General features: G+C 57.5%; 17 protein-coding genes. 10 read left to right on the top strand and 7 right to left on the bottom strand.

All coding sequences use genetic code 11. The features are described 5' to 3' along the window. Positions 1-192 precede the first annotated feature (192 nt). The 4 genes from N7D90_RS04715 (at position 193) to N7D90_RS04700 (ending at position 6,899) form a co-directional block, all read left to right on the top strand. A complete protein-coding gene (locus N7D90_RS04715; protein WP_261742378.1) occupies positions 193-1,575 on the top strand; it encodes a carbohydrate porin in 1,383 nt (460 codons plus the stop codon). A 129-nt stretch (positions 1,576-1,704) separates the two neighbouring features. Further along, positions 1,705-4,122 carry a glucose/quinate/shikimate family membrane-bound PQQ-dependent dehydrogenase gene (locus tag N7D90_RS04710; RefSeq protein ID WP_261741098.1) on the top strand — a complete coding sequence of 806 codons (2,418 nt, stop codon included), beginning with the start codon at positions 1,705-1,707 and terminating at the stop codon, positions 4,120-4,122. Between the two features lie 312 nt (positions 4,123-4,434). Further along, on the top strand, positions 4,435-5,670 hold the full coding sequence (locus N7D90_RS04705) for an aminotransferase class I/II-fold pyridoxal phosphate-dependent enzyme (protein ID WP_261741097.1): 1,236 nt from the start codon (positions 4,435-4,437) through the stop codon (positions 5,668-5,670). A 65-nt stretch (positions 5,671-5,735) separates the two neighbouring features. Further along, positions 5,736-6,899, top strand: a complete 1,164-nt coding sequence (locus tag N7D90_RS04700) for an MFS transporter (RefSeq protein WP_261741096.1) — start codon at positions 5,736-5,738, stop codon at positions 6,897-6,899. A 132-nt stretch (positions 6,900-7,031) separates the two neighbouring features. Here the strand turns inward: N7D90_RS04700 and N7D90_RS04695 are convergent, their stop codons facing one another. Then, positions 7,032-9,374 carry a bifunctional diguanylate cyclase/phosphodiesterase gene (locus N7D90_RS04695; RefSeq protein ID WP_261741095.1) on the bottom strand — a complete coding sequence of 781 codons (2,343 nt, stop codon included), beginning with the start codon at positions 9,372-9,374 and terminating at the stop codon, positions 7,032-7,034. 499 nt (positions 9,375-9,873) lie between these two features. Between N7D90_RS04695 and lon the strand changes: the two genes are divergently transcribed. From lon to cmoB, 6 genes are all read left to right on the top strand, one after another. Beyond that, entirely contained in the window at positions 9,874-12,297 is a 2,424-nt protein-coding gene (gene lon, locus N7D90_RS04690; protein WP_261741094.1) for an endopeptidase La, read from the top strand. A gap of 215 nt (positions 12,298-12,512) precedes the next feature. Continuing rightward, the gene (locus tag N7D90_RS04685; RefSeq protein ID WP_261741093.1) at positions 12,513-13,007 is read left to right on the top strand and encodes a hypothetical protein; all 495 of its coding nucleotides are present in this window, start codon (positions 12,513-12,515) and stop codon (positions 13,005-13,007) included. A 75-nt stretch (positions 13,008-13,082) separates the two neighbouring features. Beyond that, a complete protein-coding gene (locus tag N7D90_RS04680; RefSeq protein WP_261741092.1) occupies positions 13,083-13,475 on the top strand; it encodes a protease inhibitor I42 family protein in 393 nt (130 codons plus the stop codon). Position 13,476: 1 nt separating this feature from the next. After that, positions 13,477-14,112 (top strand): lysoplasmalogenase, encoded by a 636-nt coding sequence (locus N7D90_RS04675; RefSeq protein ID WP_261741091.1) that lies wholly within the window; start codon positions 13,477-13,479, stop codon positions 14,110-14,112. An 83-nt stretch (positions 14,113-14,195) separates the two neighbouring features. Continuing rightward, positions 14,196-14,939, top strand: a complete 744-nt coding sequence (gene cmoA / locus N7D90_RS04670) for a carboxy-S-adenosyl-L-methionine synthase CmoA (RefSeq protein ID WP_261741090.1) — start codon at positions 14,196-14,198, stop codon at positions 14,937-14,939. Next, complete coding sequence (gene cmoB / locus N7D90_RS04665; RefSeq protein ID WP_261741089.1) at positions 14,936-15,892, top strand: tRNA 5-methoxyuridine(34)/uridine 5-oxyacetic acid(34) synthase CmoB; 957 nt, start codon at positions 14,936-14,938, stop codon at positions 15,890-15,892. Before cmoA ends, cmoB begins: the two co-directional genes overlap by 4 nt. A gap of 114 nt (positions 15,893-16,006) precedes the next feature. On the opposite strand, the gene tadA is transcribed toward cmoB, so the two are convergent. From tadA to treC, 6 genes are all read right to left on the bottom strand, one after another. Then, on the bottom strand, positions 16,007-16,498 hold the full coding sequence (gene tadA / locus N7D90_RS04660; RefSeq protein WP_261741088.1) for a tRNA adenosine(34) deaminase TadA: 492 nt from the start codon (positions 16,496-16,498) through the stop codon (positions 16,007-16,009). Continuing rightward, on the bottom strand, positions 16,498-17,874 hold the full coding sequence (locus N7D90_RS04655) for a multicopper oxidase family protein (RefSeq protein WP_261741087.1): 1,377 nt from the start codon (positions 17,872-17,874) through the stop codon (positions 16,498-16,500). The genes tadA and N7D90_RS04655 overlap by 1 nt, the downstream gene beginning before the upstream one ends. 122 nt (positions 17,875-17,996) lie before the next feature. Continuing rightward, positions 17,997-18,272 (bottom strand): PTS transporter subunit EIIB, encoded by a 276-nt coding sequence (locus N7D90_RS04650; RefSeq protein ID WP_261741086.1) that lies wholly within the window; start codon positions 18,270-18,272, stop codon positions 17,997-17,999. Positions 18,273-18,274: 2 nt separating this feature from the next. Beyond that, complete coding sequence (gene ptsP, locus N7D90_RS04645) at positions 18,275-20,800, bottom strand: phosphoenolpyruvate--protein phosphotransferase (protein WP_261741085.1); 2,526 nt, start codon at positions 20,798-20,800, stop codon at positions 18,275-18,277. A gap of 59 nt (positions 20,801-20,859) precedes the next feature. Next, positions 20,860-22,083 carry a maltoporin gene (locus N7D90_RS04640; RefSeq protein WP_261741084.1) on the bottom strand — a complete coding sequence of 408 codons (1,224 nt, stop codon included), beginning with the start codon at positions 22,081-22,083 and terminating at the stop codon, positions 20,860-20,862. 78 nt (positions 22,084-22,161) lie between these two features. Continuing rightward, positions 22,162-23,805 (bottom strand): alpha,alpha-phosphotrehalase, encoded by a 1,644-nt coding sequence (gene treC, locus N7D90_RS04635; RefSeq protein WP_261741083.1) that lies wholly within the window; start codon positions 23,803-23,805, stop codon positions 22,162-22,164. Positions 23,806-23,807 lie beyond the last annotated feature (2 nt).

Below are 23,807 nucleotides of genomic sequence, written 5' to 3'. Positions count from 1 at the left end.
CACTGTTACCGAATCCGAAATGATGCATGTCACTTAAAGTGCTGTTTCTAAACGATTCATCCCTTTATCATTTCATCACCAAGGGCTAAAACGATTCACCCGGCCCTTGAATCTCTATGTGTGAGCCCTGCCTCCAAAGACAGCGCTACCCACAGCCACAGCCATACCTATAAAGACTCACTATTTCGACCTATGTCCACATTCCTGAACTTGCGCAAGCACAGCGCGCTATTGCCTATGGCCGGGCAAAAAGCCCTGACTCTGATCGGCGGCATTACCGCTTTTGGCCTGGCCACCTGCGTACAGGCAGCTCCTGCCTTCGACAGCGACTCCAAGTGGATGCTCGGTGATTGGGGCGGCACCCGTAGTGAACTGGAAAAAAAGGGTTACTCCTTTTCCCTCGACTACGTAGGCGAAGTAGGTTCGAACCTGCACGGCGGCTACGACCATGACCGTACAGCGCGCTATAGCGACCAGTTCGGTTTGGGCACGCACCTGGACTTGCAGAAGATCCTGGGCTGGGATGACGCCGAGTTTCAACTGACGATTACCCAGCGCAGCGGCAACAACATCAGTAATGACCGCATCAACGACCCACGCGTCGGCGGCTTCACCTCGGCCCAGGAAGTCTGGGGGCGCGGTCAAACCACGCGCCTGACCCAGATGTGGTACCAGCAGAAGTTCCTCGATCAGAAGCTCGACATCAAGGTCGGTCGTTTCGGCCAGGGCGAAGACTTCAACAGCTTCCCGTGTGACTTCCAGAACCTGGCATTCTGCGGCTCGCAGGTCGGCAACTGGGCCGGCAGCATTTGGTACAACTGGCCTGTCAGCCAATGGGCCCTGCGGGTCAAATATCATCTGACGCCCGAGTTGTACGCACAGGTCGGCGCCTATGAGCAGAACCCGTCGAACCTGGATCGCGGCAACGGTTTCAAACTCAGCGGTAGCGGCACCCAAGGCGCGGTGCTGCCGATTGAACTGGTGTGGACGCCAAAAATTAATGGCCTGCCAGGGGAATATCGTGCGGGGTACTACTACAGTAATGCCAAGGCAACAGATGTTTACAAAGATGCCAACGGCCAGCCCGCGGCCTTGACCGGCGAGGCGTATCGCAGCAGTTCGAGCAAACATGGGATGTGGCTGGGCGTGCAACAACAGCTCACTACCCGCGCCAGCGATCAGTCGAGGGGCTTGAGTGTGTTCGCCAATGCCACTATGCACGACAAGAAGACCAACGCCGTGGACAACTATGTTCAGGCGGGCGTCGTCTACAAAGGCGTGTTCGATGCCCGTCCCAAGGACGATATCGGCTTTGCCATGGCGCGGGTTCATGTCAACCCGGCTTATCGCAAGAACGCCCAGGCCAGCAACCAGGCCCGCACCCTCTACGACTTCGACAACCCTGACTACCTGCCACCCCAGGACACGGAATACAGCGCCGAACTGTACTACGGCGTGCACGTGACCAATTGGCTGACCGTTCGACCGAACTTGCAATACATCCGCCACCCCGGTGGCGTCAGCCAACTGGATGACGCGTTGATTGGCGGTCTGAAAATTCAAAGTTCGTTCTGACCAACGGGCTGCAACAGCAACCTTTAAGGTTGCGACCAAACACTTATTTAACTGATCCACTCCCGCGATGGTTCGTCCCTCAAGACCCACCCCCGCGGGAATACCTCAAACGCAACGGAGAACCACACTATGAGCACTGAAGGTGCTTTCAGTCGAAGCCGCCTGCTACCGAGCCTTCTCGGTATCCTGCTGCTGCTAATGGGCCTGGCCATGTTGGCCGGGGGTATCAAACTGGTCACGCTTGGCGGGTCGTGGTACTACCTGCTGGCCGGTATCGGTTTTGGCTTGTCGGGTGCACTGCTGATTGCAGGGCGCCGTGCGGCACTGGCTCTGTACGCTCTGGTGCTGTTCGCCAGCACCGTATGGGCACTGATGGAAGTGGGTCTGGACTGGTGGCAATTGGTGCCACGTCTGGCCGTATGGTTCGCTATCGGTATCGTTCTGCTGCTGCCATGGTTCCGTCGCCCGGTTCTGCGCGGTCAGTCGGCACCTATGGCTACCGGCGCGCTGAGCATTGCCGTGGTATTGGCCGGCCTAGCTGCTCTGGCCAGCCAGTTCACCAGCCCTGGAGAAATCAAGGGGCAACTGGACCGTGATGCCGTACCTGGCATGACCAATGCCGCACCGGCCATGCCGGATGGCGACTGGCAGTCCTACGGTCGTACCGCCTTTGGTGACCGCTACTCACCGCTCAAGGAAATCACTCCGCAAAATGCCCACAAGCTGGTTCCAGCCTGGACATTCCGCACCGGTGACATTCCTGGCGAAGGCGATCCCGGCGAAACAACGGCCGAGAACACCCCGCTGAAAGTCAACGGCATGCTGTACGTGTGTACTCCACACAGCCAGGTGATTGCTCTTGACCCCGACACCGGCAAGGAAATCTGGCGCTACGACCCGAAGATCAGCACTCAGAACGCTGCCAACTTCAAAGGCTGGGCGCACATGACCTGCCGTGGTGTGACTTACCACGACGAAAACGCCTACGCCAAAGTCAGCACCGAACAAAGCGTTGCCGAGCCTGCTGCTGCCACATCCAGCAACTCGTGCCCGCGTCGCCTGTTCCTGCCGACTGCTGACACCCGTCTGATCGCCCTGAACGCCGACACCGGTAAAGTGTGTGAAGAGTTTGGTGACAATGGCGCAGTTGACCTGCGTCACAACATCGGCACCTTCGCACCAGGTGGCTACTACTCCACCTCGCCACCTGCCGTGACCAAAGATCTGGTGGTGATTGGCGGCCACGTGACCGACAACATCTCCACTGACGAGCCATCGGGCGTGATCCGTGCGTACGACGTACGTACCGGCAAGCTGGTTTGGAACTGGGATAGCGGCAACCCGGAAAAAACCACACCGATTGCTGAAGGCGAAACCTACACCCGTAACTCGCCAAACATGTGGTCGATGTTCGCCGTCGACGAAAACCTCGGCATGCTGTATCTGCCGATGGGCAACCAAACGCCTGACCAATATGGTGGCGACCGTACCGAAGACTCCGAGCGTTATGCCGCTGGCATCACTGCCCTGGACATCAACACCGGTAAAGTCCGCTGGTATCGTCCGCTGACTCACCATGACCTGTGGGACATGGACGTAGGTGGTCAACCAACACTGATGGACCTGAAAACCGCTGATGGCGTGAAACCGGCTCTGCTGGCTTCCACCAAGCAAGGCAGCATCTACGTGATGGACCGTCGCACCGGCGAAGCCATCGTGCCGATCAACGAGATCCCGGCTCCTGGCGGCGCAGTAGAAGGCGACCACACGGCGCCGACCCAGCCTCGTTCGGACCTGAACATGATCCCGCCGGTTCTGACCGAACGTGACATGTGGGGTGTGACCCCGTTTGACCAGATGCTGTGCCGGATCCACTTCAAATCCCTGCGTTACGATGGCATGTACACCCCGCCTTCGCTGCAAGGTTCGATCGTGTATCCAGGCAACTTCGGCGTATTTGACTGGGGCGGCATCTCGGTTGACCCGGTTCGCCAGATCGCATTCCTGAACCCGAGCTACATGGCTTTCACCTCCAAAATGGTTCCCCAGGCGGACGTAGCTGCCATGGGCCCACGCAAAGGCGAAACCTCCGGCGTTCAACCGAACAAAGGCGCACCTTACGGTGTGATTCTGGAGCCTCTGCTGTCACCCCTGGGCCTGCCGTGCCAAGCACCGGCGTGGGGTTATGTTGCAGCAGTCGACCTGACCAACAACCAGGTGATCTGGAAACACAAAAACGGCACCGTGCGTGACAGCTCGCCGGTTCCGATTCCATTGTCGATGGGCGTTCCAAGCCTGGGCGGGACCTTCACCACCGCAGGTGGCGTTGCCTTCCTCAGCGGTACCCTTGACCAGTACCTGCGTGCTTACGATGTAAACAACGGCAAAGTACTGTGGGAAGGTCGTCTGCCAGCTGGCGGCCAGACCACCCCAATGACCTACACCGGCAAGGACGGCACCCAATATGTGCTGGTCATGGCGGGTGGTCATGGCGGTTTGGGCACCAAAAAAGGTGACTATGTAATGGCGTTTAAACTGGCTGAGTAAGTTTTACAGCGAGTTATGAAAAAGGCGGCTATCGAGAGATAGCCGCCTTTTTTGTGGGTGTTGTCACGATTAAACAAGCTCACCAAAACGAGCATCATTCAATGGGCGCATAAAATGCATTACTAGAACGGACATAAAAACAGCACCCCCAAGAAAAACCTCACTTAGCGCCTCTACTTATAGTAGTGCTGCACAATATAACCAGCAAATTCTTACAAAAAAAACTCTACCCTCCCACATACACATCGAACACTGAAAGCTAAGAATACGCCCTTGGAAAAGCCTTCGAACTCTTCAAGGAGCAAAACAAAGATGGCCGACAGCAAGGATCAAAAAAACAAATTCAGCAACTACAAAAAAATGATATCCACGGCAGATACCCACTGGAAAAATGCCGATCTAAATAAAATATCCAACCTTAACGTCATAATCGAGGGCACCAACCATTTCAGAGATCAGCACAACCGAACATTTCATCATTTCTGTACTACTTCTTACCTTGGACTCGATTACCATCCTGCACTGCTGAATGGTGCTATTGAAGCGCTAAAAAACACCGGATCATTACGCATCCCAAACTCTAAAAATCGCTGCAAACTTAATATCCTTGAACTCTACGAACAAGAACTATCAACTCTTTTTTCCGCTCACTGCCTCACAACACTTTCATGCAGCGCAGCAAGTGCAAGCATCCTCCCCTTGCTGGCCTCCGGGACGTTCACCCACAACTCAGCTCCTCTTATGTGTTTTGACAAAAACGCTCACTACTCAATGAATCATTTAAAAGCTGCTTGCGCCGATGAAACCGAGGTTATAACTTGCCCGCATAACGACATGAATTACCTAGAGGACCTGTGCAAAAAACACCAACGTGTCGCCTATATTGCCGATGGTGTATACAGCATGGGAGGCGTCGCAAACATTGAGGCCATTCAGTATTTGAAAGACCGATACAACATGTTTATTTACATAGATGACTCACACTCACTATCTGCAACAGGCAAGCAGGGCACCGGACACATCAGATCAAACCTTAAAGAGCTGGACAACAACTCAATAATTGTTGCATCTCTCGCAAAATCGTTTGGTGCTAGTGGAGGCGTCGTCATGTTCGGAAACTCCGAACACAAACAAAAAACGTTGCGCTACGGTGGTCCCAACAACTGGTCACAAAGTCTTAACAGTGCAGCCATTGGTGCTGGTCGAGCGTCTATTTTGCTACATTACACTGATGAGTTAGACCAACTACAACATAAATTAAGAGCGAACACTGCACTCTTCGACAGCCTAGTAAAAACAAAGCAGCAGGGAAATTTTACAGCCATTCGACTTATCCATTGCGGACAGCCTGAAACAGCAACTCATGCAGTCTCCTACCTTGCTAATAATGGTTTTTTTACGGCCTCTGTATTTTTTCCAGTCGTGGCCAAAGACCAAGCTGCAATAAGAGTAACTCTACGCGCGGACATGACCCAAGAGCTGATAAAAAATTTTTGTCATCTCGTCCATAGGTACTGGCAGGACAATAACTTACCAACACTCACTTAACGACCTCCCTCTGCCCACTCACACTGTACAAATATTGCCCCCTCCCCCTTTCAAGAGTGATATGGATGCTGTGCTTACAGACGTCATTGTTAATCAGCTTATCTTCCCTGACCGTCTTCCTGGCGCAACTGGGCATGATGATGTACTTGCCAGCGCTGCCGTCTATAGCCCTCTCACTGAACACTACGCAAAACCTGGCTTCTTTATCACTGCCGACTTATCTGGTGGGCATGGCTATGCCTATGTTGCTATGGGGTAAATGGGGAGCTGCATGGGGGATAAAACCGGTCTTGATAGCGTCGTTATTAATATTCAGTTTGACTAACGCGCTGCTGGCCGCTTGTGTACAGATTGAGACCTTTCTCTCCCTTCGATTTTTGCAGGGACTTGCTGCAAGCGGCATGTCAGTTATGGCCAGATCGCTTGTGGCACAACACTTTAAGGGTAATCAAGTCGCCAAAGCACTTTCGTGGCTATCCATCGCGTTTGTTATCTCATTAGGGGTTGGGCAATACGCGGGGGCAATTTTAATGAGCACTTTTGGCTGGCCCGCTACCTTCTGGTGCTTGGCCATTGGTGCCACCCTTCAGGCCGGATGTGTTTATCGCTGGCTTTCAGGTGCTCGCCAGGCAAGTAGCACACCCGTTTGCTGGAGGCATTACCTGACAATATTTCGTCATGCGCCGTTCCTGCGCCCTACGCTGATTGGTGGACTGGGTTACGGAATCATTATTGGCTTCAACACGGCCGCCCCTTCGGTTTTCCAGACAACTTATGAGTGGTCGGTCAGTGAGTATGGCGCATTGGGATGGGCAATGAGTCTGGCTTATGTGTTGGGATCGCTTATCGTCAATCGCTACGTTTTGATCCGTGGGCAATCGCAACTGAGCGCCATCGCCACAAGTATCATGGTAGCTGGCAGTGTCGTGATGGTGCTTGGTGTCATTGCTAATACCACATTTGCCGCGCTGCTATGGGTGCCTTACTGTTTAATTGTGCTCGGCCAAGCCATCAGTTACCCCATCAGTTTGTCCACCGCCAGTGCTCACTCTCCAGTCAAGGGGCCTTATTCAATGGCGTTGTGCGGATTAATTCATCAACTGGTAGCTGCTTTCGTTGGAGTTACCGTCAGCCTGCTCAGTGTTCAAAATCCACTTTATCTGGCCACTCTCTGCCTACTAATGACGGTTTTGGTGCGCGTGTTGAACATCACCCAACCAAACTCATGAGCGCAATGCTGTTCAGTTAAGTCGGCGGTGCATCTGTGGACCTTCGCGAGCAGGCTCTCTCCCACAGTTGTGGGCACACGGATTTGAGTGAACGGGCTTTATCGTCGGGTAGCACTGAGCTTGCCCAACAGCTCAAACTATCGCACTTGAGTTCGATAACCAGACCTCAAACGCCGCTGCATCCAGCGGGCGGCTGATCAGGTAGCCCTGCGCCGTGTCGCAGTGCCAGCGCTGCAGCAGGTCAAGGGTATGTTGATACTCAACGCCCTCAGCCACTACCTTAAGCCCCAGGTTGTGGCTCATTTCGATGGTTGAACGTACGATCACCGCGTCTTCGCTGGTTTCGTCGAGGTCACGGATAAACGATTGATCGATCTTCAGCTCTTGCACTGGCAGTCGCTTGAGGTGAGCCAGCGACGAATAACCCGTGCCAAAGTCATCCACCGACAAACTGATACCGGCATCGCGCAGTTTCTCAAGCACGCTGAGCGAATGTTCCGGGTCGTGCATGGCCGTACTTTCGGTGATTTCGAAAATCAGCTGTTCGGCAGACAGCGCATAGCGCTTGAGCAGACCTTCAACGGCTACCAACAGATCTTCGCCCTGCAAATCCGCCGCAGAGATGTTCAATGACAGTTGCAGATGCAAGCCCCTGTGATTCCACTCAGCCAACTGACGAATACCTTCCTCAATCACCCACCCTGTAAGTAACAACATGCTGCCCGTACGCTCGGCCAGCGGGATAAATTCAGCCGGTGAGACCAGACCCAGTTCCGGGTGCTGCCAGCGCAGCAGCGCTTCAGCCTGGCGTACAAGGCCACTGCGAATATCCAGTTTGGGCTGGTAATGCAAAAACAACTGGCCTTCATCAGCGGCATTGCGCAAGTCCCTGATCAGCTGGATTTGCCGCTGATAAACCAGGTCGCGATCCTGCTGATATACCTGCAAGTAACCCGGCAAGGCTGCGGCATCGCGGCACGCAATTGCAGCACGACTGGTCAGCTCATCAACGCTTTGCCCGTTAAGCGGGTATGCGGCAATACCCATGCAGATTTCCAGCACCACCTCATGCCCATCAATACTCAGCGGACAGCTCAATAACGCATATAGACGGTCTGCCATCGCAACACCTGCATCAACCTGGGTGCTTTCGAGCAATAGCAAAAACTCGTTGCCCGTGATGCATGCCGCCGTATCGTGTTCGCGCAGCGTTTCGCGCATCACGCGAGCGGATTCACGCATGATCAGCTCTACCCCCTCCGGGCCAGTGCTGTCCTTGATCACACGATAGTTTTCGATACTCAAATGGATCAACACCACACTGCGTCGTGCACTGATGGCGCTGCCCAGACGTTCCATGACCAAGGTACGATTGGGTAAGCCTGTGACTGAGTCGTGCAGGGTGTTATGCACCAGTTGCTGTTCCCGTGCAGCAATCCCGCTTTGCATGGCATTGATTGCGCTGGCCAGAAACCCAAGCTCATCCTTGCGTTTGAGCTCCACCGGAGTTTCGTAATGACCCCGCCCAATGCGCTGCGCAGCCTCGGCCAGCAGGCTGACTGGCCGTGAAACTGCACGCGCCAGCCATAATGCGCCGAGCAATGAAGCCAGCAGCGCCGCCCCCAGGATCAAGAGAAACTTGCGATCCAGCGAATTGAACGCCTGTATGGACTCATCCAGAGGGCTTTGTAAAACCGCCAACACCTGCCCATTGCCCGGGTCTGCGGTATTGGCCAGTTGCAACAGTTGCCCAAGAAAGCGTTTACCGTGAATCTCGCTGAAATGGATCATTGAACTCGGCGTATGCTCGTCTACAAATTTGATGATACTGGCACTCATAAAGTCCGGCTGAGTCCCCTTCAGTATTCCGCTCTCGCCTTGTTTAACCGTCAGGAACGACACCTGCAGGTTGCTGAGTGAGCTCAACTCATGGGCGAACGCTTCACCCATCGGCATTCCCGACACCACTCGCACTACGGGCAACGGCGCCAGCACCGCACTTTGCACCATCATGTATGGCCTGCCAGCAAGTATGCCGATCACCATGGTTTGAGAAGTACGACGCGCCCGCTTCAAGGCCTCGGCATAAGGAAACACTTGCCCTGCCGGCAGGGCTTTGAGCGTGCTGGTGATAAGCCTGCCGTCGAGATCCAGCACAAACAGCTCGCTGCCCTTCAGGCTCGATTCGAACTCCGCCAAGACACGCTCTATCAACGAAGGGCTGCCATTGATGGTCGCTTCACGAAACCCCGAGTCGTTGGTCAACCAATCAAGGCCGTACTGAATGCGGTTCCAGCGCAAATCCATAAACCGTTCAAACACCCGCGTGCCGGTTTTAAGCTGTTCTTGCGCCTGATCGCGGGACACCGAAATGGTCACGGCTTTAACGGCGAAGTACACCGCACCGATGACCAATAACAGGAGCAGCGCAAGAAACACGCTGATACGCGCCTGAAAACTGTTACGCAACTTCATGCTGCGCCCTCAATCCATTGAGTGAATGCCAATTCCCACATAAGCGTTCCCTCGACTTCCTTGAAAAAGCCAGACCAGTGACCTTTCAGTCCATCTTTATTGTTATGGATCCAACTGCCGCACAAAGAAGATCACCCAATAAATACAGGCCGTCTACTGTCAAGTTGTTGGCGACAAAGGCCTAGCGCAGGGGGGTTGCTTATTTATTTCTTCAATCGGGAAATATGCAAAACCTTGTAGTCGCTGACGAGCCCCGCGAGGCTGCGTCCGGCTGCGCAGCAGTCATCAACCATTCAATCCGTTAATTCAGAAACACTGCGTTTACCGGGTGTACGAGGACTGCGCCTCGGAAGCAGCCTCGCTACGCTCCTCAGCGACTACAGAATTTCTTCACCCAGCTACCGCTTATGCCGCCAATTGATCATGAAACTCTGTTCACCATTGAAACCACTGGCACCGCGCCCCATCTAATACCCATACCCAATTGCGCAGGTGCCCTATGAGCGACCAGCAAGAATTTCCGGACGACACCGCTGAATACACCGAGGTAGAACACTCCGAACACCAACCGCACGCTGGAGGCACTGAACTGGCGTTGCCTGAGCAGAACCTGCCGGACAAGGTGTACATCATCCCGATCCACAATCGGCCATTCTTCCCGGCACAAGTCCTGCCGGTCATCGTCAATGAAGAGCCCTGGGCCGAAACCCTGGAATTGGTCAGCAAGTCGCCTCATCACTCGTTGGCGCTGTTTTTTGTCGACACACCTCCCGATGATCCTCGCCATTTCGACACCAAAAGCCTGCCGGAATACGGCACGTTGGTGAAGGTTCATCACGCCAGCCGCGAAAACGGCAAATTGCAATTCGTGGCCCAGGGCCTGACCCGCGTGCGCATCAGCACCTGGCTCAAACATCACCGCCCACCCTATCTGGTAGAGGTCGAATACCCGCAGCAACACAAGGATCCTTCCGACGAGGTGAAGGCGTACGGCATGGCGCTGATCAATGCGATCAAAGAGCTGCTGCCGCTCAATCCGCTGTACAGCGAAGAACTGAAAAACTACCTCAATCGCTTTAGCCCCAACGATCCATCGCCCCTGACTGACTTCGCGGCTGCGCTGACGTCAGCCACCGGCAACGAGCTGCAACAGGTGCTCGATTGCGTCCCGATCCTCAAGCGCATGGAAAAAGTGCTGCCCATGTTGCGCAAGGAAGTCGAAGTTGCGCGGCTGCAAAAAGAGATTTCGGCCGAGGTTAACCTCAAGATCGGCGAACATCAGCGCGAGTTTTTCCTCAAGGAACAACTCAAGGTGATCCAGCAGGAACTGGGCCTGACCAAGGACGATCGCAGCGCCGATATCGAGCAGTTCAAGCAACGCCTTGAAGGCAAGACGCTGCCGCCCCAGGCGCAAAAGCGTATCGATGACGAGATCAACAAGTTGTCGATCCTGGAAACCGGATCGCCAGAGTACGCCGTCACCCGCAACTACCTGGACTGGGCGTCGTCAGTACCATGGGGCGTATTCGGTCAGGACAAGCTCGACCTCAAGCACGCGCGCAAAGTGCTTGATGCTCACCATGCCGGGCTGGACGACATCAAAAACCGAATCCTCGAATTCCTCGCCGTGGGCGCTTACAAAGGTTCGGTGAGCGGTTCGATTGTGCTGCTGGTAGGCCCGCCAGGTGTGGGTAAAACCAGTGTCGGCAAGTCGATTGCCGAGTCCCTGGGCCGTCCGTTTTACCGCTTCAGCGTCGGTGGCATGCGCGATGAGGCCGAGATCAAAGGCCATCGCCGTACCTACATTGGCGCTCAGCCGGGCAAGCTGGTGCAGGCGCTCAAGGATGTCGAAGTGATGAACCCGGTGATCATGCTCGACGAGATCGACAAGATGGGCCAAAGCTTCCAGGGTGATCCGGCATCTGCCTTGCTCGAGACCCTGGACCCGGAACAGAACGTCGACTTCCTCGATCACTACCTGGACCTGCGCCTGGACCTGTCCAAGGTGCTGTTTGTCTGTACTGCCAACACTCTGGACTCGATCCCGGGTCCCTTGCTCGACCGCATGGAGGTGATTCGCCTCTCGGGGTACATCACGGAAGAAAAGGTCGCGATCGCCAAGCGTCACCTGTGGCCAAAACAGCTGGAAAAAGCCGGGGTATCCAAAAATAGCCTGAGCATCAGCGACAGCGCCCTACGTGCGGTGATCGACGGTTATGCCCGCGAGGCCGGGGTGCGCCAGCTTGAGAAGCAGTTGGGCAAACTGGTGCGCAAGGCGGTGGTCAAGTTGCTCGACGATCCGCAAGCGGTGATCAAGATCGCGCCCAAGGATCTCGAAGCATCACTGGGCATGCCGGTGTTCCGTAACGAGCAGGTGATCAGCGGCACCGGGGTGATTACCGGCCTGGCCTGGACCAGCATGGGCGGCGCGACGTTGCCGATTGAGGCAACGCGCATTCATACCCTTAATCGCGGCTTCAAGCTGACCGGGCAACTGGGCGAGGTCATGAAAGAGTCTGCCGAAATCGCCTATAGCTATATCAGCTCCAACCTCAAGCAGTTTGGCGGGGATCCCAAGTTCTTCGATGAGGCCTTCGTACACTTGCACGTGCCTGAAGGCGCAACCCCCAAGGACGGCCCGAGCGCAGGCGTGACCATGGCCAGTGCGCTGCTGTCACTGGCACGTAATCAACCGCCGAAGAAAGGCATTGCCATGACTGGCGAGCTGACTCTGACCGGGCATGTTTTGCCGATTGGTGGCGTGCGTGAAAAAGTAATTGCGGCGCGCAGGCAGAAAATTCACGAACTGATCCTGCCCGAGCCTAACCGGGGCCACTTCGAAGAACTGCCCGATTACTTGAAAGAAGGCATCACCGTGCACTTCGCCAAACGCTTTACCGATGTAGCCAAAGTGTTGTTTTAAAACAACCCTGTAGCCGCTGCCGCAGGCTGCGACAGGACCAAAGGGCCTTCGCCGTTGCGCGACCCATCACAGCCAATGGCAGCGGCTACAGCCTTTATGTGTCATACCTGTTGTGCTTTAAACGGCTCTACTGTCATTTCTGACAGTAGACGCCTGAGTGTTTCCCGCCGCTAATAGAGTCTAATCCCACAAAAATAACGCAGGAGCCGACGACCATGCCACTTCATCATCCTGCGTTTGAAAACCCGGATGTCCTCAGACAAAAAGAGTCAGGCCAGAAGGTGTTCAACCCCAGAACCCGGGGAGAACTCAAAGCCGAGCTGCTCGACCGCCCTGCGTTTGCCGCTCAGGAAATGACCTTTGCCAGCAGCCAGAAAAAAATTGTCATTACCGGCGAGTTCGATGACTTCGGTTCAACCGTTTATCGTGCTGTTTCCCTGACCCTGGACATCAACATCCAGTCCGGCACTTACCTGTTCAAAAAAGGCGAACACGGCCCCGTTCACTCGATGTCGTACATCGAATGCGTTGAAGTGGCCGGGCGTGAGCTCTATCACTTGAACCAGGCCGACATTGGCACCCTGCACCTGAGTGTGGTCGAGAGCTGCTACAGCGCCCGACTGTTCACAATGGAATGCCTGGACCACAACGGCAATAGCCTGGAGATGTGTGGCGATTTCACGATCAGCCCGCCGCATGCCTCTTTCTGATCCGCAGCCGACAAATGGCGCCGCGCCCATCATGGGTTATGCTGCGTCATTGTGTTTGTCTGACCGGAGCCTTCAATGCCCCTTGCACGTTTTATCCCTCTGCTCGGCCTCAGCCTGCTGATGGCCTGTGCGCAACAGCCTGCACACAACGTTACCGTCGAAGAACAAAGCGACTGCCCCAAGCTACTGCACGTTGGCCAGCACCTGATTGTGTCGCTGCCAAGCAACCCCACCACCGGTTACCGTTGGGCCATTCAGGACTCCGCTGGCGGCGTGCTGCGCAGCCTCGGCCCGGAGGTTTACAGCAGCAGCGACGATGGTCAGTTGCTGGGCAGCGGCGGGCTCTCGACCTGGCGTTTCCAGGTGTTTGCCGCTGGCAGCGGGCGCCTGCGCTTGACCTCTCAACAACCCTGGGAACCCGAGGCAGAACCGGCCCAGGTATTCGACTGCCCAATCACGGTGAACTGATATGGCTTGGCTGATCCTCGCGGTAATGGGCGCTGGCACTTACCTGTACGGGCTCAGCCTGCATGCCACGTTGCTGTGTTTGCTGAGCAAACCGGTGCCGGTACTGGCATTGCTCGGCTGGCTGCAAGATGCTCGCCCCAGCCCCTATCGACGCTGGATCAGCCTCGGCCTGTTGTTTTCCCTGCTGGGCGACATTCTGCTGGCCTGGCCACAGGACCTGTTTGTTTGGGGGCTTGGCGCATTTTTGTTCGCCCACCTGGCTTACCTCAAGGCCTACCTCGTGGACTGCCGTCGCCCGGCCTTGCTTGCCTTGGCATTGGCGCTGCTGGCAGGTGTTAGCCTGTTCAGTGTGATGGCGGCCAAGGGCCTGGGCGATTTACTGATTCCGGTGGCGGTCTACGCTCTGGCCATCAGTGCCATGCTGTGGCGCGCCCTCGCCCGCCTGGGCACCCGCATCTCCAAGGGTTCAGCCTGGCTGGCAGCCGCCGGCGCGCTGGCATTCGTGGTCTCGGACAGCCTGATTGGCATTGATCGTTTTGTTCTGCCCTTCGGCGCTGCACCCTACCTGATCATTCTCAGTTACTGGCTTGGCCAATGGGGCATTACTGCCTCGGTGTTTTCTCAGGGCAAGCGCTGAACGGTTTATCAGACAGACCGCGCATCCCGGCGCTAACTTGGCTAAAATGCCGCCCCTTTAAAATTTCCATCGCCGGAACCGCCGTGAGCAAAGAACCCGACCGTATTTTCGCCCAGCCCCTGGCCCAGGTGCCGGACTTCGCCTTCAACGAAGACGTGGTGCGGGTGTTCCCGGACATGATCAAGCGCTCGGTGCCCGGCTACCCCACCATTGTCGAAAACCTTGGTGTGCTCGCAGCCCAGTTTGCCCAGCCCGACAGCGTTCTGTACGACCTGGGCAGCTCGTTGGGTGCAGTCACCCAGGCACTGCGTAGACATGTGCGTACCGACGGCTGCAAGGTGATCGCGGTAGACAACTCGGCGGCGATGGTCGAGCGCTGCCGCGAATACCTCAATGGGCAAAACTCGATGTTCCAGGAGTTGTTGCCGGTTGAAGTGATCGAAGGCGATATCCTGGCACTGGCGTTTGAGCCCGCGTCGGTGGTGGCGTTGAACTTTACCCTGCAGTTTATTGCTCCAGAGGAGCGTCTGGCACTGCTGAGTCGTATCCGCCAATCGCTGCTGCCGGGCGGTGCTCTGATTCTCTCGGAGAAACTGCGCTTCAGTGATCCCGAAGAACACGCGCTGCTGACCGATCTGCACGTTGCCTTCAAGCGCGCCAACGGCTACAGCGATCTGGAAATCGCGCAAAAGCGCAGCGCCATCGAAAACGTCATGAAGCCCGACAGCCTCGAAGAACACCGCGAACGCCTGCTGGCGGCCGGGTTCTCGAAAGTCGTGCCGTGGTTCCAGTGTCTTAACTTTGCCTCGTTGATTGCCTTGCCATGATTGATTTGTCCCCTCTTGCCCGGCGTCTGGCCGGCACTCCACTGGCTGAATGGGCCAACACCCTGCAAGCCCAGCTCGACGTCAAAATGGACAAAGGCCACGGCGATCTGGAGCGCTGGCAAAGTGCGCTGGATGCGCTGCCTGACGTTATGCCGACCGAGATCGATCTGCTCAACGGCCTGACTCTGGACACCGACTGCGACGACGAAACCCGTGCGCAGATGCGTCAGGCGCTGATGGGCCTGTCACCCTGGCGCAAGGGCCCGTTCGACCTGTTTGGTGTACACGTCGATACCGAATGGCACTCGGACTGGAAATGGTCGCGGGTTGCGCCGCACATCAACCTCAAGCACAAGCGCATCCTCGATGTGGGTTGCGGCAATGGCTACTACATGTGGCGCATGCTCGGTGCCGGTGCCCACAGCGTGATCGGGGTTGACCCCAACTGGCTGTTCTTCTGTCAGTTCCAGGCGGTGCAGCGCTTTTTGCAGCAAGAGGCCGCGTGGCACCTGCCCTTCCCGTTTGAAGACCTGCCGCCAAACCTTGAAGGCTTTGACACGGTGTTTTCCATGGGCGTGTTCTACCATCGCCGTTCGCCCATCGAGCATTTGCTGGCATTGAAAGACTGCCTGGTCAAAGGCGGTGAACTGGTGCTGGAAACGCTGGTGATTGAAGGCGACGTGAATCAAGTGCTGGTGCCTGAAGACCGCTACGCGCAGATGCGCAACGTGTGGTTCCTGCCCTCGATCCCGGCGCTTGAGCGCTGGTTGCGCCGCGCTGGTTTCAGCGATGTGCGCTGTGTTGACGTGAGCGTCACGACGGTCGAAGAACAGCGCGCCACCGAATGGATGAAATTCCAGTCACTGAGCGACTACCTCGACCCCAATGATCACAGCAAAACCATTGAAGGCCTGCCCGCGCCGATGCGCGCAGTGATCATCGCCAGGAAATAACCACGACCTGTGGGAGCGGGCTTGCTCGCGATAGCATCACCGCGCGAATCCAGATTGACCGCGCCGTCTGCATCGCGAGCAAGCCCGCTCCCACAGGTTGGGTGGTTGATGTACCTAGGATTTGGCTCTTCGGGCCTTGAAAAACTCGCTGAGGATCGCCCCGCATTCTTCGGCCAGCACCCCACCTTCGAACAACACCCGGTGGTTGAGAAAACCCTGGGTGAAGAACTGCCCCTGGCTTTGCACTATCCCGGCCTTGGGCTCCAGCGCGCCGTAGACCACCCGCGCCACACGCGAGTGCACGATCAGCCCCGCACACATGCTGCACGGCTCCAGCGTCACGTACAACGTGCTGCCGGGCAGCCGATAGTTGCTGGCCGCTGCGGCTGCCGCGCGGATGGCAACCATCTCGGCATGGGCGCTGGGGTCGCTGCCGCTGATCGGGCAATTGAAGCCACGACCGATAATTTCACCGCCCTGCACCAGCACCGCGCCCACCGGCACTTCACCCAGTGCCGCACCTTGAGCGGCCAGGGTCAGTGCTTCGCGCATAAAGTCTTGATCGCGGCTGCGGTCGATGATCTGGGGTTGACGCCCTTGTCGCATCAGGAAACCTCAATAGCGGCCATCAGGCCGGTTTCCATGTGGTCAATCACATGGCAGTGGAACATCCACACGCCGGGATTATCCGCCACCAGCGCCACGCGGGCACGCTCGTTTTTGCCCAACAGATAAGTGTCGGTGAAGTACGGAATGATCTTTTTGCGATTGGACGCCAACACCTTGAAGCTCATGCCGTGCAAGTGGATCGGGTGCTGGTACTGGGTCATGTTCTTCAACTCGAAGATATAACTCTGGCCCAGTTTGAGTTTGGCAATGGGCCGGTCGGCGCAGGTCTTGTCCTTGATGTCCCAGGCCACACCGTTGATCTGCCACAAGCTCGGCGGCTGGTCAGGGCCCAGGTCCTCGGAGACCGAGCCGACCCATTCAAAATTGAAGTTGAGCTTCTCGGCATTCGCCACGTCGGGCTCGGCAACCGGGTTGGCGGGCAACGCCGGCGGCCATTCGCCCGGTGCGTCGGTACTGGCAACCGAAAGTAAGGTGCCCAAACGTACCGGGCCGTCGCGCAACGACAACTCTTCGCCCGCAGCCGGAGCCTTGATTGCCAGGCAAATGCGCATGCCCGGGCCCAGCCAGTAATCCTTGCCCAAAGGCCTTGGCTCAATGGGGTTGCCGTCCAGCGCGTAGATTTTGGCCTCCACGCCAGGAATATTCAGGCGATAGGTCAGGGTGTTATCGAGGTTGAGAATGCGCACTCGGGTGATCTGCCCAGCAGGCAGCTCTATGGTCGGCACATGAGCCCCATTGATCGTCGACAGGCGCCCGGCCGTACCGCCACGGGCGGCTTCGCGAGTGATGCTGAACGGCACAAAACCGCCCTCTTCGTCCACGTGCCAGTTTTTGATACTCAGGGTGCGTTCGTGCTTGAACCCGGTGGGATCGCGCTCTTCGACAATCAACGGCCCGACCAGACCACGGCCCAGCTCTTCGCTGCTGTTGACGTGCGGGTGATACCAATAGCTGCCAGCATCCGGCACGCGGAATTTGTAGTCAAAATACTCACCGGGCAGCACCGGCAGTTGCGAGACGTAGGGCACACCGTCCATTTCCAGCGGCAGACGAATACCGTGCCAATGAATGGTGGTCGCGACCGGCAGATGGTTGATAAAACGCACCCGCAGCCACTCGCCCTGACGCACACGCAGTTCGGTGCCGGGCGCCGAAGGGCCAAAGGCCCAGGCTTCGGTTGTGTGACCGGGCACCAGCTCGACGTCCAAAGGCGCTGCAATCAGCTCGTAATCGTGGCCAGCGTTCTCGGCGGCCACCTTGCCCAGCCAGTAACGCGAAGCGCCTCCTGCGCCAACACCCACCACTACCAGGCCGGCCAGACCACCGAGTATTTGTCGACGGGTAAAGGACATGGGTTCAACTACCTCTCGTATCCGGCGCGGGCGTTGAACCCGCAAAAGGCGAATACGATACACCTGCAATTGGGAAACAGTAAGGGCAATAGCTGCACGGTAGCCGCTACGGAGCCTGGGGGTTACAAGCCCACCACCAAATGCACCAACCCGCCCGGCAGGCTTAATACCCCCGGCACCCCTGCCAAGCGCAGGGCGTGCGGGTCCAGGCGAGTGATATCGTCAAGCTCTACACGAATACGGGTCAGGGCCACCCGCTGTTCGGATTTGACATTGCTGGCACCGCCCAGAGCCGCCACTATCGCTTCATCCAGGGTCGAAGCAGGCTTGGCGGGCGCATCCGCCACCAGATCCGGAGTCAGGGCTTTCCAAAACGCCTTGCGCACTTTATCGAACATATTCAGTACTCCAACACGGTCATGGGTTGCTGCAATGGCAACAAGGCGGCTCGCACCTGCTCAGCACTTTCCAGCCCCAGCACTTGCTGCGCCAGGGTCTGGCACGCTGCAAAATCCAGCTCCCGCACCCGGGCCTTGATCGCAGGAATCAGCGGCACGCTCACCGACAACTCATCGACACCCAGCCCCAGCAACAGTGGCACCGCCAGCGTCTCGGAGGCCAGCGCACCACATACGCCGACCCATTTGCCGTGAGCATGGGCGGCCTTGACCGTGGTAGCGATCAAGCGCAGCACCGCCGGGTGAAAGCTGTCGGCCTGACTGGCCAAACGCGGATGGTCACGGTCCATCGCCAGGGTGTACTGGGTCAGGTCGTTGGTACCAATCGAGAAAAAATCGACTTCGGGGGCAAACAGATCCGCCATCAACGCTGCTGCCGGAACTTCGATCATGATCCCCAGTTTTGGCAGGGCCTTGATCCCCAGCGCCAGCGCCTGCTCTTCGAGCAACTGGCGGGCCATGCGCAACTCGGACAGCTGGGTGACCATCGGCAACATGATGTGCAGGCGGGTCAGGTCGGCGCTGGCGAGTATCGCACTGAATTGTTCGCGCAGCAGTTGCGGGCGCTCCAGACACAGGCGAATCCCGCGCATGCCCAAAAATGGGTTGGCCTCGTGATCCATCGGCACGTAGGCCAGCGGTTTGTCGCCGCCCACATCCAGGGTGCGCACCACCAGATTGTGCTCAGTACCCACGGCACGGGCGATGGCGCTGTAAGTGGCCACCTGCTCGTCGTGGCTCGGAGCGCTGCTGCGGTCCAGATACAAGAACTCCGAACGCAACAAGCCCACCCCTTCTGCCCCTAGGGTCACGGCTTGCTCAGCCTCGGCCAGGGACGCGATATTGGCGCTGACTTCAATACGCTGGCCGTCACGGGTGCAGGCCGCCAGAGCCGCCTGCTGCAAGTCTTGCTGCTTACGCTGGTGCTGGCGCTCGCGCAGATTATCCAGCTGTTTGATGCGCTCGGGGGCCGGTTGCAGGTGTAACGTGCCCAGATCAGCATCGAGCACGACCGGCGTGCCATTGGCCAGCGCCAGTACCTGCGCGGATATCCCGCAAATCGCCGGCAAGCCCAACGCCCGGGCCAGAATCGCGACATGGCTGGTGGCGCCACCGCCAACGGTGGCAAAGCCCGCAACCTTACGGGTATCCAGCCCGGCGGTCTGTGACGGGGTCAATTGCTCGGCAATCAGGATCGCCTGGTCAGGCAACACCAGCGCACTGTCCTGCACGCCAAGCATCAATTTGAGCACCCGCTGGCCGACGTCCTCCAGATCCAGTGCGCGCTCGGCCAGCAAGCGATTGCCCAGGCTTTTAAACAGCGCCGAGGTCGCTTGCGTTGCACTTTGCCAGGCAAAGGCTGCGCTCTTGCCCTGCTCGATCAGCGCAAAGGCGTGCTCCAGCAAGTCCGGGTCTTGCAGCAGTTCCTGATGCGCCTTGAAAATTTCAGCCTGGGCCTTGCCAGGGGCGTTATCGCACAGAACTTGCAGCGCCCCGGTGGCCTCTGCCAGGCCCTGATTTAAACGCTCGCACTCGCTGTGTGAGTCCGCCGCAAACTCGGCGAGTTGCAGCGCGCTTTCGCTCAGCTGAACCACATGACCGAAGGCCGAGCCTGGCGATGCACACACCCCGCGCAGCACGTCGGTTGCTGCCTGCTCAGGGGCTGCAATCGCCTGCGGCTCGACCGCCACGGCCGTGACCGTTTCGCCGCAGCCCGACGCCAACAGTTCGGACAGCACCGTAAGCGCCTGCTCGGCATCAACCCCCGCCGCGCTGAGATGAACACTGTCACCGTGTACCGTCTGCAAGGCCATGATCGCGACCAGCGACTTGGCATTGGCGCTGCCTTGCTGCTTGTGCAGGCGAATGGTCGCAGCAAAGCCTTTCGCTGCCTGGGCGAACACCGCCGCCGGGCGGGCGTGCAGGCCGTTGGCGTTGGGCAGGATTTGAGGCTCCGAGAACTGCGCGGCGCCAGTTTGATCCTCAGCTACAGCCTCAGTGGCGGTCAGTTGCAAACGCAGCAACGGCTGGCCACATTCAACCAGACCGCTACCCGGCTCCAGCGGCACAAGCGGTTCGCCGCTGACCACCAGCATCAACGTCAACAGGCTGCGGGCATGCAGGGCGATGTAGTCCGCGTCGAACTCGATCAGCGCCTGCCCGGCAGCCACCTGTTGGCCCTCCATGACCAGCGGCGTGAAACCTTTACCGCCCAGGTTCACCGTATCCAGGCCGATGTGCAGCAACACCTGCACGCCATTCTCGCCAGTGATGCTGATGGCGTGACCAGTGTGCTGCAGGTTGCTGATCACCCCGGCCAGCGGCGCGCACAGCACTTGCGAGGTCGGGTCGATGCACAGACCGTCGCCAATCAGGCGGCTGGCAAACACCGGGTCCGGTACGTTATCCAGCGCCATCAGCACACCGGACAGCGGCGCCAGCAATTGCAGTTGTTGGGATGTGACCATGACTTCACCTGCGGTTGATTCGGTTAAATGCCGATGGAGCGCGAGCCCCGACAGCTCGCTTACTTCCACCAGTACTCGACTTGCAAACCTGCGTTTGAACCATGCCGGGCCGAACCAAATGCGCCGCTATCGGATAGCGCAGACCCTGCATCGAATTCATTGGCCGCACGCTGTGCCGCAGCGTTCCAACTGGCATAGGTGTAATACAGACGCACTTCGGGGCGCGTCCAGAAACCCGGCCCCTTGGGTGACCAGGTGGGCGCAAAGGTAAACTTGCTCAGCTTGCGCGTACCGTCCGCAGCCTTGACCTGATCGTGCCCCAGTTCGGTGACCAACTTGAACTGCTCGCTGATCGCATAGGTCGGGCGCACGCCCAGGGACAGCCATTCCTGATTGCCGCCGTCAGGGCGAAAATCCTTCTGGTACACCGCCTCGATCTGCCCGCCGAAACGCGGCGTCATCTGCCAGTCAAAGAACTCGACGATCCGATAGCGCTTGCTGCTGTTATCCAGTCGGGTATCGCCGGTGTAGCCCAAACCAGTGCCCGAGCCTTCGCCATACTGCACGGCAAACTTGTTTTTACCGCCCAAAAATTCGCTTTGCACGTGCTGCGCAGTGATCGCCCAGCCGCTGTGGGCATCGGTGCGTTCAGGCTTGTCGAGGTAACTCAGACCAAACTCCAGCTGACCACCGGGGTTGGTATCGAAACCGGCTACGTTGAAGTCATGACGGGTTACGTAATCTTCCTGATAGAGGCTGTCTTTGCGCGACAGGGCGTAGCTGTATTTCAACCCGCCGATCAGTACGTCTTCGATACCGGCACCGGTGGCGCTCTGGTTCCAGTAGTAGAAGTCGGAAATATGGATGTCGTTACGCTTGTAATAGCGCCGCCCGGCCCACAGCGAGCCGCCGTTGAGGCTGGGCAGGTTGGACCACTGCGCATACAACTGCGGCAGGCGGGCCGAGCCGTTATCGCCCTGAAAGGTCAGCTCGCGATCATATTGGTTGTACAACGAGGCCATGCCGTCAACGCTCAGCACCGAGCCATCGTCGAAGCTGTAAACGTCCTGGCGCAGCTCCAGCTCGGCGTATTGCTCGCACTCGTTGCCCAGCCGGTATTTGGACTCGGCGCCGGGCAGTTTGAAACAGGATTGCTTGCCGCCATTGAGCGAGTTGCCCACGCCACTGCGCAAGTAACCGGCGAACTCCAGAGCGCTGGCTGAAAGCGGTGCCAGCAGGCACAGGCTGGCGATGCAGATGCTGTGGTTGAGTGAAGATTTCATTGAGCGACCTTTTTTATTTTTATGGGTAGAACCGGTGGTTGCTTCTGCGGGAGCGAGCAGGCTCGCTCCCGCAGAGGGTTATTTAAGGTGCAGGACAAAAGACTCATACGGACGCAGCGAAATACGGTTGCGGCGCACCGGGCAATCGTCGTAGTTACTGATCAGCAACCGTTGCTCCATGCCTTCGCCAATCACACCTTCGGGCAATTCGATGTCGCACGCCGAGCCATAGAAGTTGCTGAGCACCAGCAACGCTTCGCCCTCGCCCTGACGCAGATAGGCCCACACCTGCGAATGTTCAGGCAGCAATTGGCGATACTCGCCGTGTTGCAGCAGCGGCTCTTCGCGGCGCAAGGCAATCAGGTGACGGTAGTGATGCAGCACCGAGGCCGGGTCATTGCGTTGGTCTTCAACGTTGATAAAGGCCGCGTTCTCAGGGATCCCGATCCACGGCTCGGCGCTGCTGAAACCGGCATTTGCCTGGTGATCCCATTGCATCGGCGTACGGCTGTTGTCCCGCGATTTTTGCTTGATCGCAGCCATGCACTCGTCGTGCGACATGCCCGCTTCACGCTTGAGACGATAGATATTCAGGGTTTCGACATCGCGGTACTGCTCGATGTTTTCGAACCCCGGATTGGTCATGCCGATCTCTTCGCCCTGATACACATACGGCGTGCCTTGCAGAAAGTGCAAGGCAGTGGCGAGCATCTTGGCCGAGACCACACGATGCTCGCCGTCATCACCAAAGCGCGAGACCACCCGCGGCTGGTCGTGGTTACACCAGAACAAAGCGTTCCAGCCCCCGCCCGCCTGCATACCGACTTGCCAATCCGACAAAATTCGCTTGAGCTGCAGAAAGTCGAAATCAGCCCGCACCCACTTCTGCATGTTCGGATAATCGACTTTCAGGTGATGGAAGTTGAAGGTCATCGACAGCTCTTCACTGGCAGGTCGCGAGTAGCGAATGCAGTGTTCAAGACTGGTGGACGACATCTCACCAACACTGACCAGATCATGGCCAGCGAACACTTCGCGATGCATCTCTTGCAGGTACTCATGCACGTTGGGGCCATCGGTGTAAAAACGGCGCCCGTCGCTGCTGTCTTCCGGGAAATTGGCCGGCTTGGAGATCAGGTTGATCACATCCAGGCGAAAACCGCCCACGCCCTTGTCGCGCCAGAAGCACATCAGTTTGTAGACTTCGGCCCGCACCTTGGGGTTATCCCAGTTGAGGTCGGCCTGGGTGTGGTCAAACAGGTGCAAAAAGTACTGGCCGGTTTGCGCCTCGTATTCCCACGCCGAGCCACCGAACTTGGACTCCCAGTTATTCGGTTGATCGCGCCAGATGTAAAAGTCGCGGTACGGGTTGTCGAGACTGCTGCGCGCCTGCTGGAACCACTCGTGTTCAACGGACGTGTGGTTGACCACGATATCGAGCATCAGCTTGATGCCGCGAGCGTTGGCTTCGCGGATCAGCAATTCGCAGTCGGCCATGCTGCCGTAGCTTGGATCGATGGCGTAGTAGTCGCTGATGTCATAGCCGTTGTCGCGCTGGGGCGAGCGCAAAAACGGTGTCAGCCACAGGTAGTCGACACCCAGCCATTGCAGGTAATCAAGTTTGTCGACCACCCCCAGCAAGTCACCGGTCGCGTTGCCCGCGTGGCTGTAAAAGCTTTTTGGGTAGATCTGATAGATCACCGAGCGCTGCCAGTCTTGCATGT

The organism is Pseudomonas fragi (genome assembly GCF_025426255.1).
GTDB lineage: Bacteria > Pseudomonadota > Gammaproteobacteria > Pseudomonadales > Pseudomonadaceae > Aquipseudomonas > Aquipseudomonas kulmbachensis.
The sequence above is the reverse complement of the archived record's forward strand: the minus strand, read 5'-3'. Positions and strand labels throughout refer to the sequence as shown.

Coding starts and splice junctions, on each gene's coding strand:
- N7D90_RS04715 (WP_261742378.1), top strand. CDS start 193: ATGTCCACATTCCTGAACTTGCGCAAGCACAGCGCGCTATTGCCTATG.
- N7D90_RS04655 (WP_261741087.1), bottom strand. CDS start 17,874: ATGTCCTTTACCCGTCGACAAATACTCGGTGGTCTGGCCGGCCTGGTA.
- N7D90_RS04675 (WP_261741091.1), top strand. CDS start 13,477: ATGGCTTGGCTGATCCTCGCGGTAATGGGCGCTGGCACTTACCTGTAC.
- N7D90_RS04640 (WP_261741084.1), bottom strand. CDS start 22,083: ATGAAATCTTCACTCAACCACAGCATCTGCATCGCCAGCCTGTGCCTG.
- ptsP (WP_261741085.1), bottom strand. CDS start 20,800: ATGGTCACATCCCAACAACTGCAATTGCTGGCGCCGCTGTCCGGTGTG.
- N7D90_RS04685 (WP_261741093.1), top strand. CDS start 12,513: ATGCCACTTCATCATCCTGCGTTTGAAAACCCGGATGTCCTCAGACAA.
- N7D90_RS04710 (WP_261741098.1), top strand. CDS start 1,705: ATGAGCACTGAAGGTGCTTTCAGTCGAAGCCGCCTGCTACCGAGCCTT.
- N7D90_RS04650 (WP_261741086.1), bottom strand. CDS start 18,272: ATGTTCGATAAAGTGCGCAAGGCGTTTTGGAAAGCCCTGACTCCGGAT.
- tadA (WP_261741088.1), bottom strand. CDS start 16,498: ATGCGACAAGGGCGTCAACCCCAGATCATCGACCGCAGCCGCGATCAA.
- N7D90_RS04705 (WP_261741097.1), top strand. CDS start 4,435: ATGGCCGACAGCAAGGATCAAAAAAACAAATTCAGCAACTACAAAAAA.
- N7D90_RS04680 (WP_261741092.1), top strand. CDS start 13,083: ATGCCCCTTGCACGTTTTATCCCTCTGCTCGGCCTCAGCCTGCTGATG.
- lon (WP_261741094.1), top strand. CDS start 9,874: ATGAGCGACCAGCAAGAATTTCCGGACGACACCGCTGAATACACCGAG.
- cmoB (WP_261741089.1), top strand. CDS start 14,936: ATGATTGATTTGTCCCCTCTTGCCCGGCGTCTGGCCGGCACTCCACTG.
- N7D90_RS04700 (WP_261741096.1), top strand. CDS start 5,736: ATGCTGTGCTTACAGACGTCATTGTTAATCAGCTTATCTTCCCTGACC.
- N7D90_RS04695 (WP_261741095.1), bottom strand. CDS start 9,374: ATGAAGTTGCGTAACAGTTTTCAGGCGCGTATCAGCGTGTTTCTTGCG.
- treC (WP_261741083.1), bottom strand. CDS start 23,805: ATGCAAGACTGGCAGCGCTCGGTGATCTATCAGATCTACCCAAAAAGC.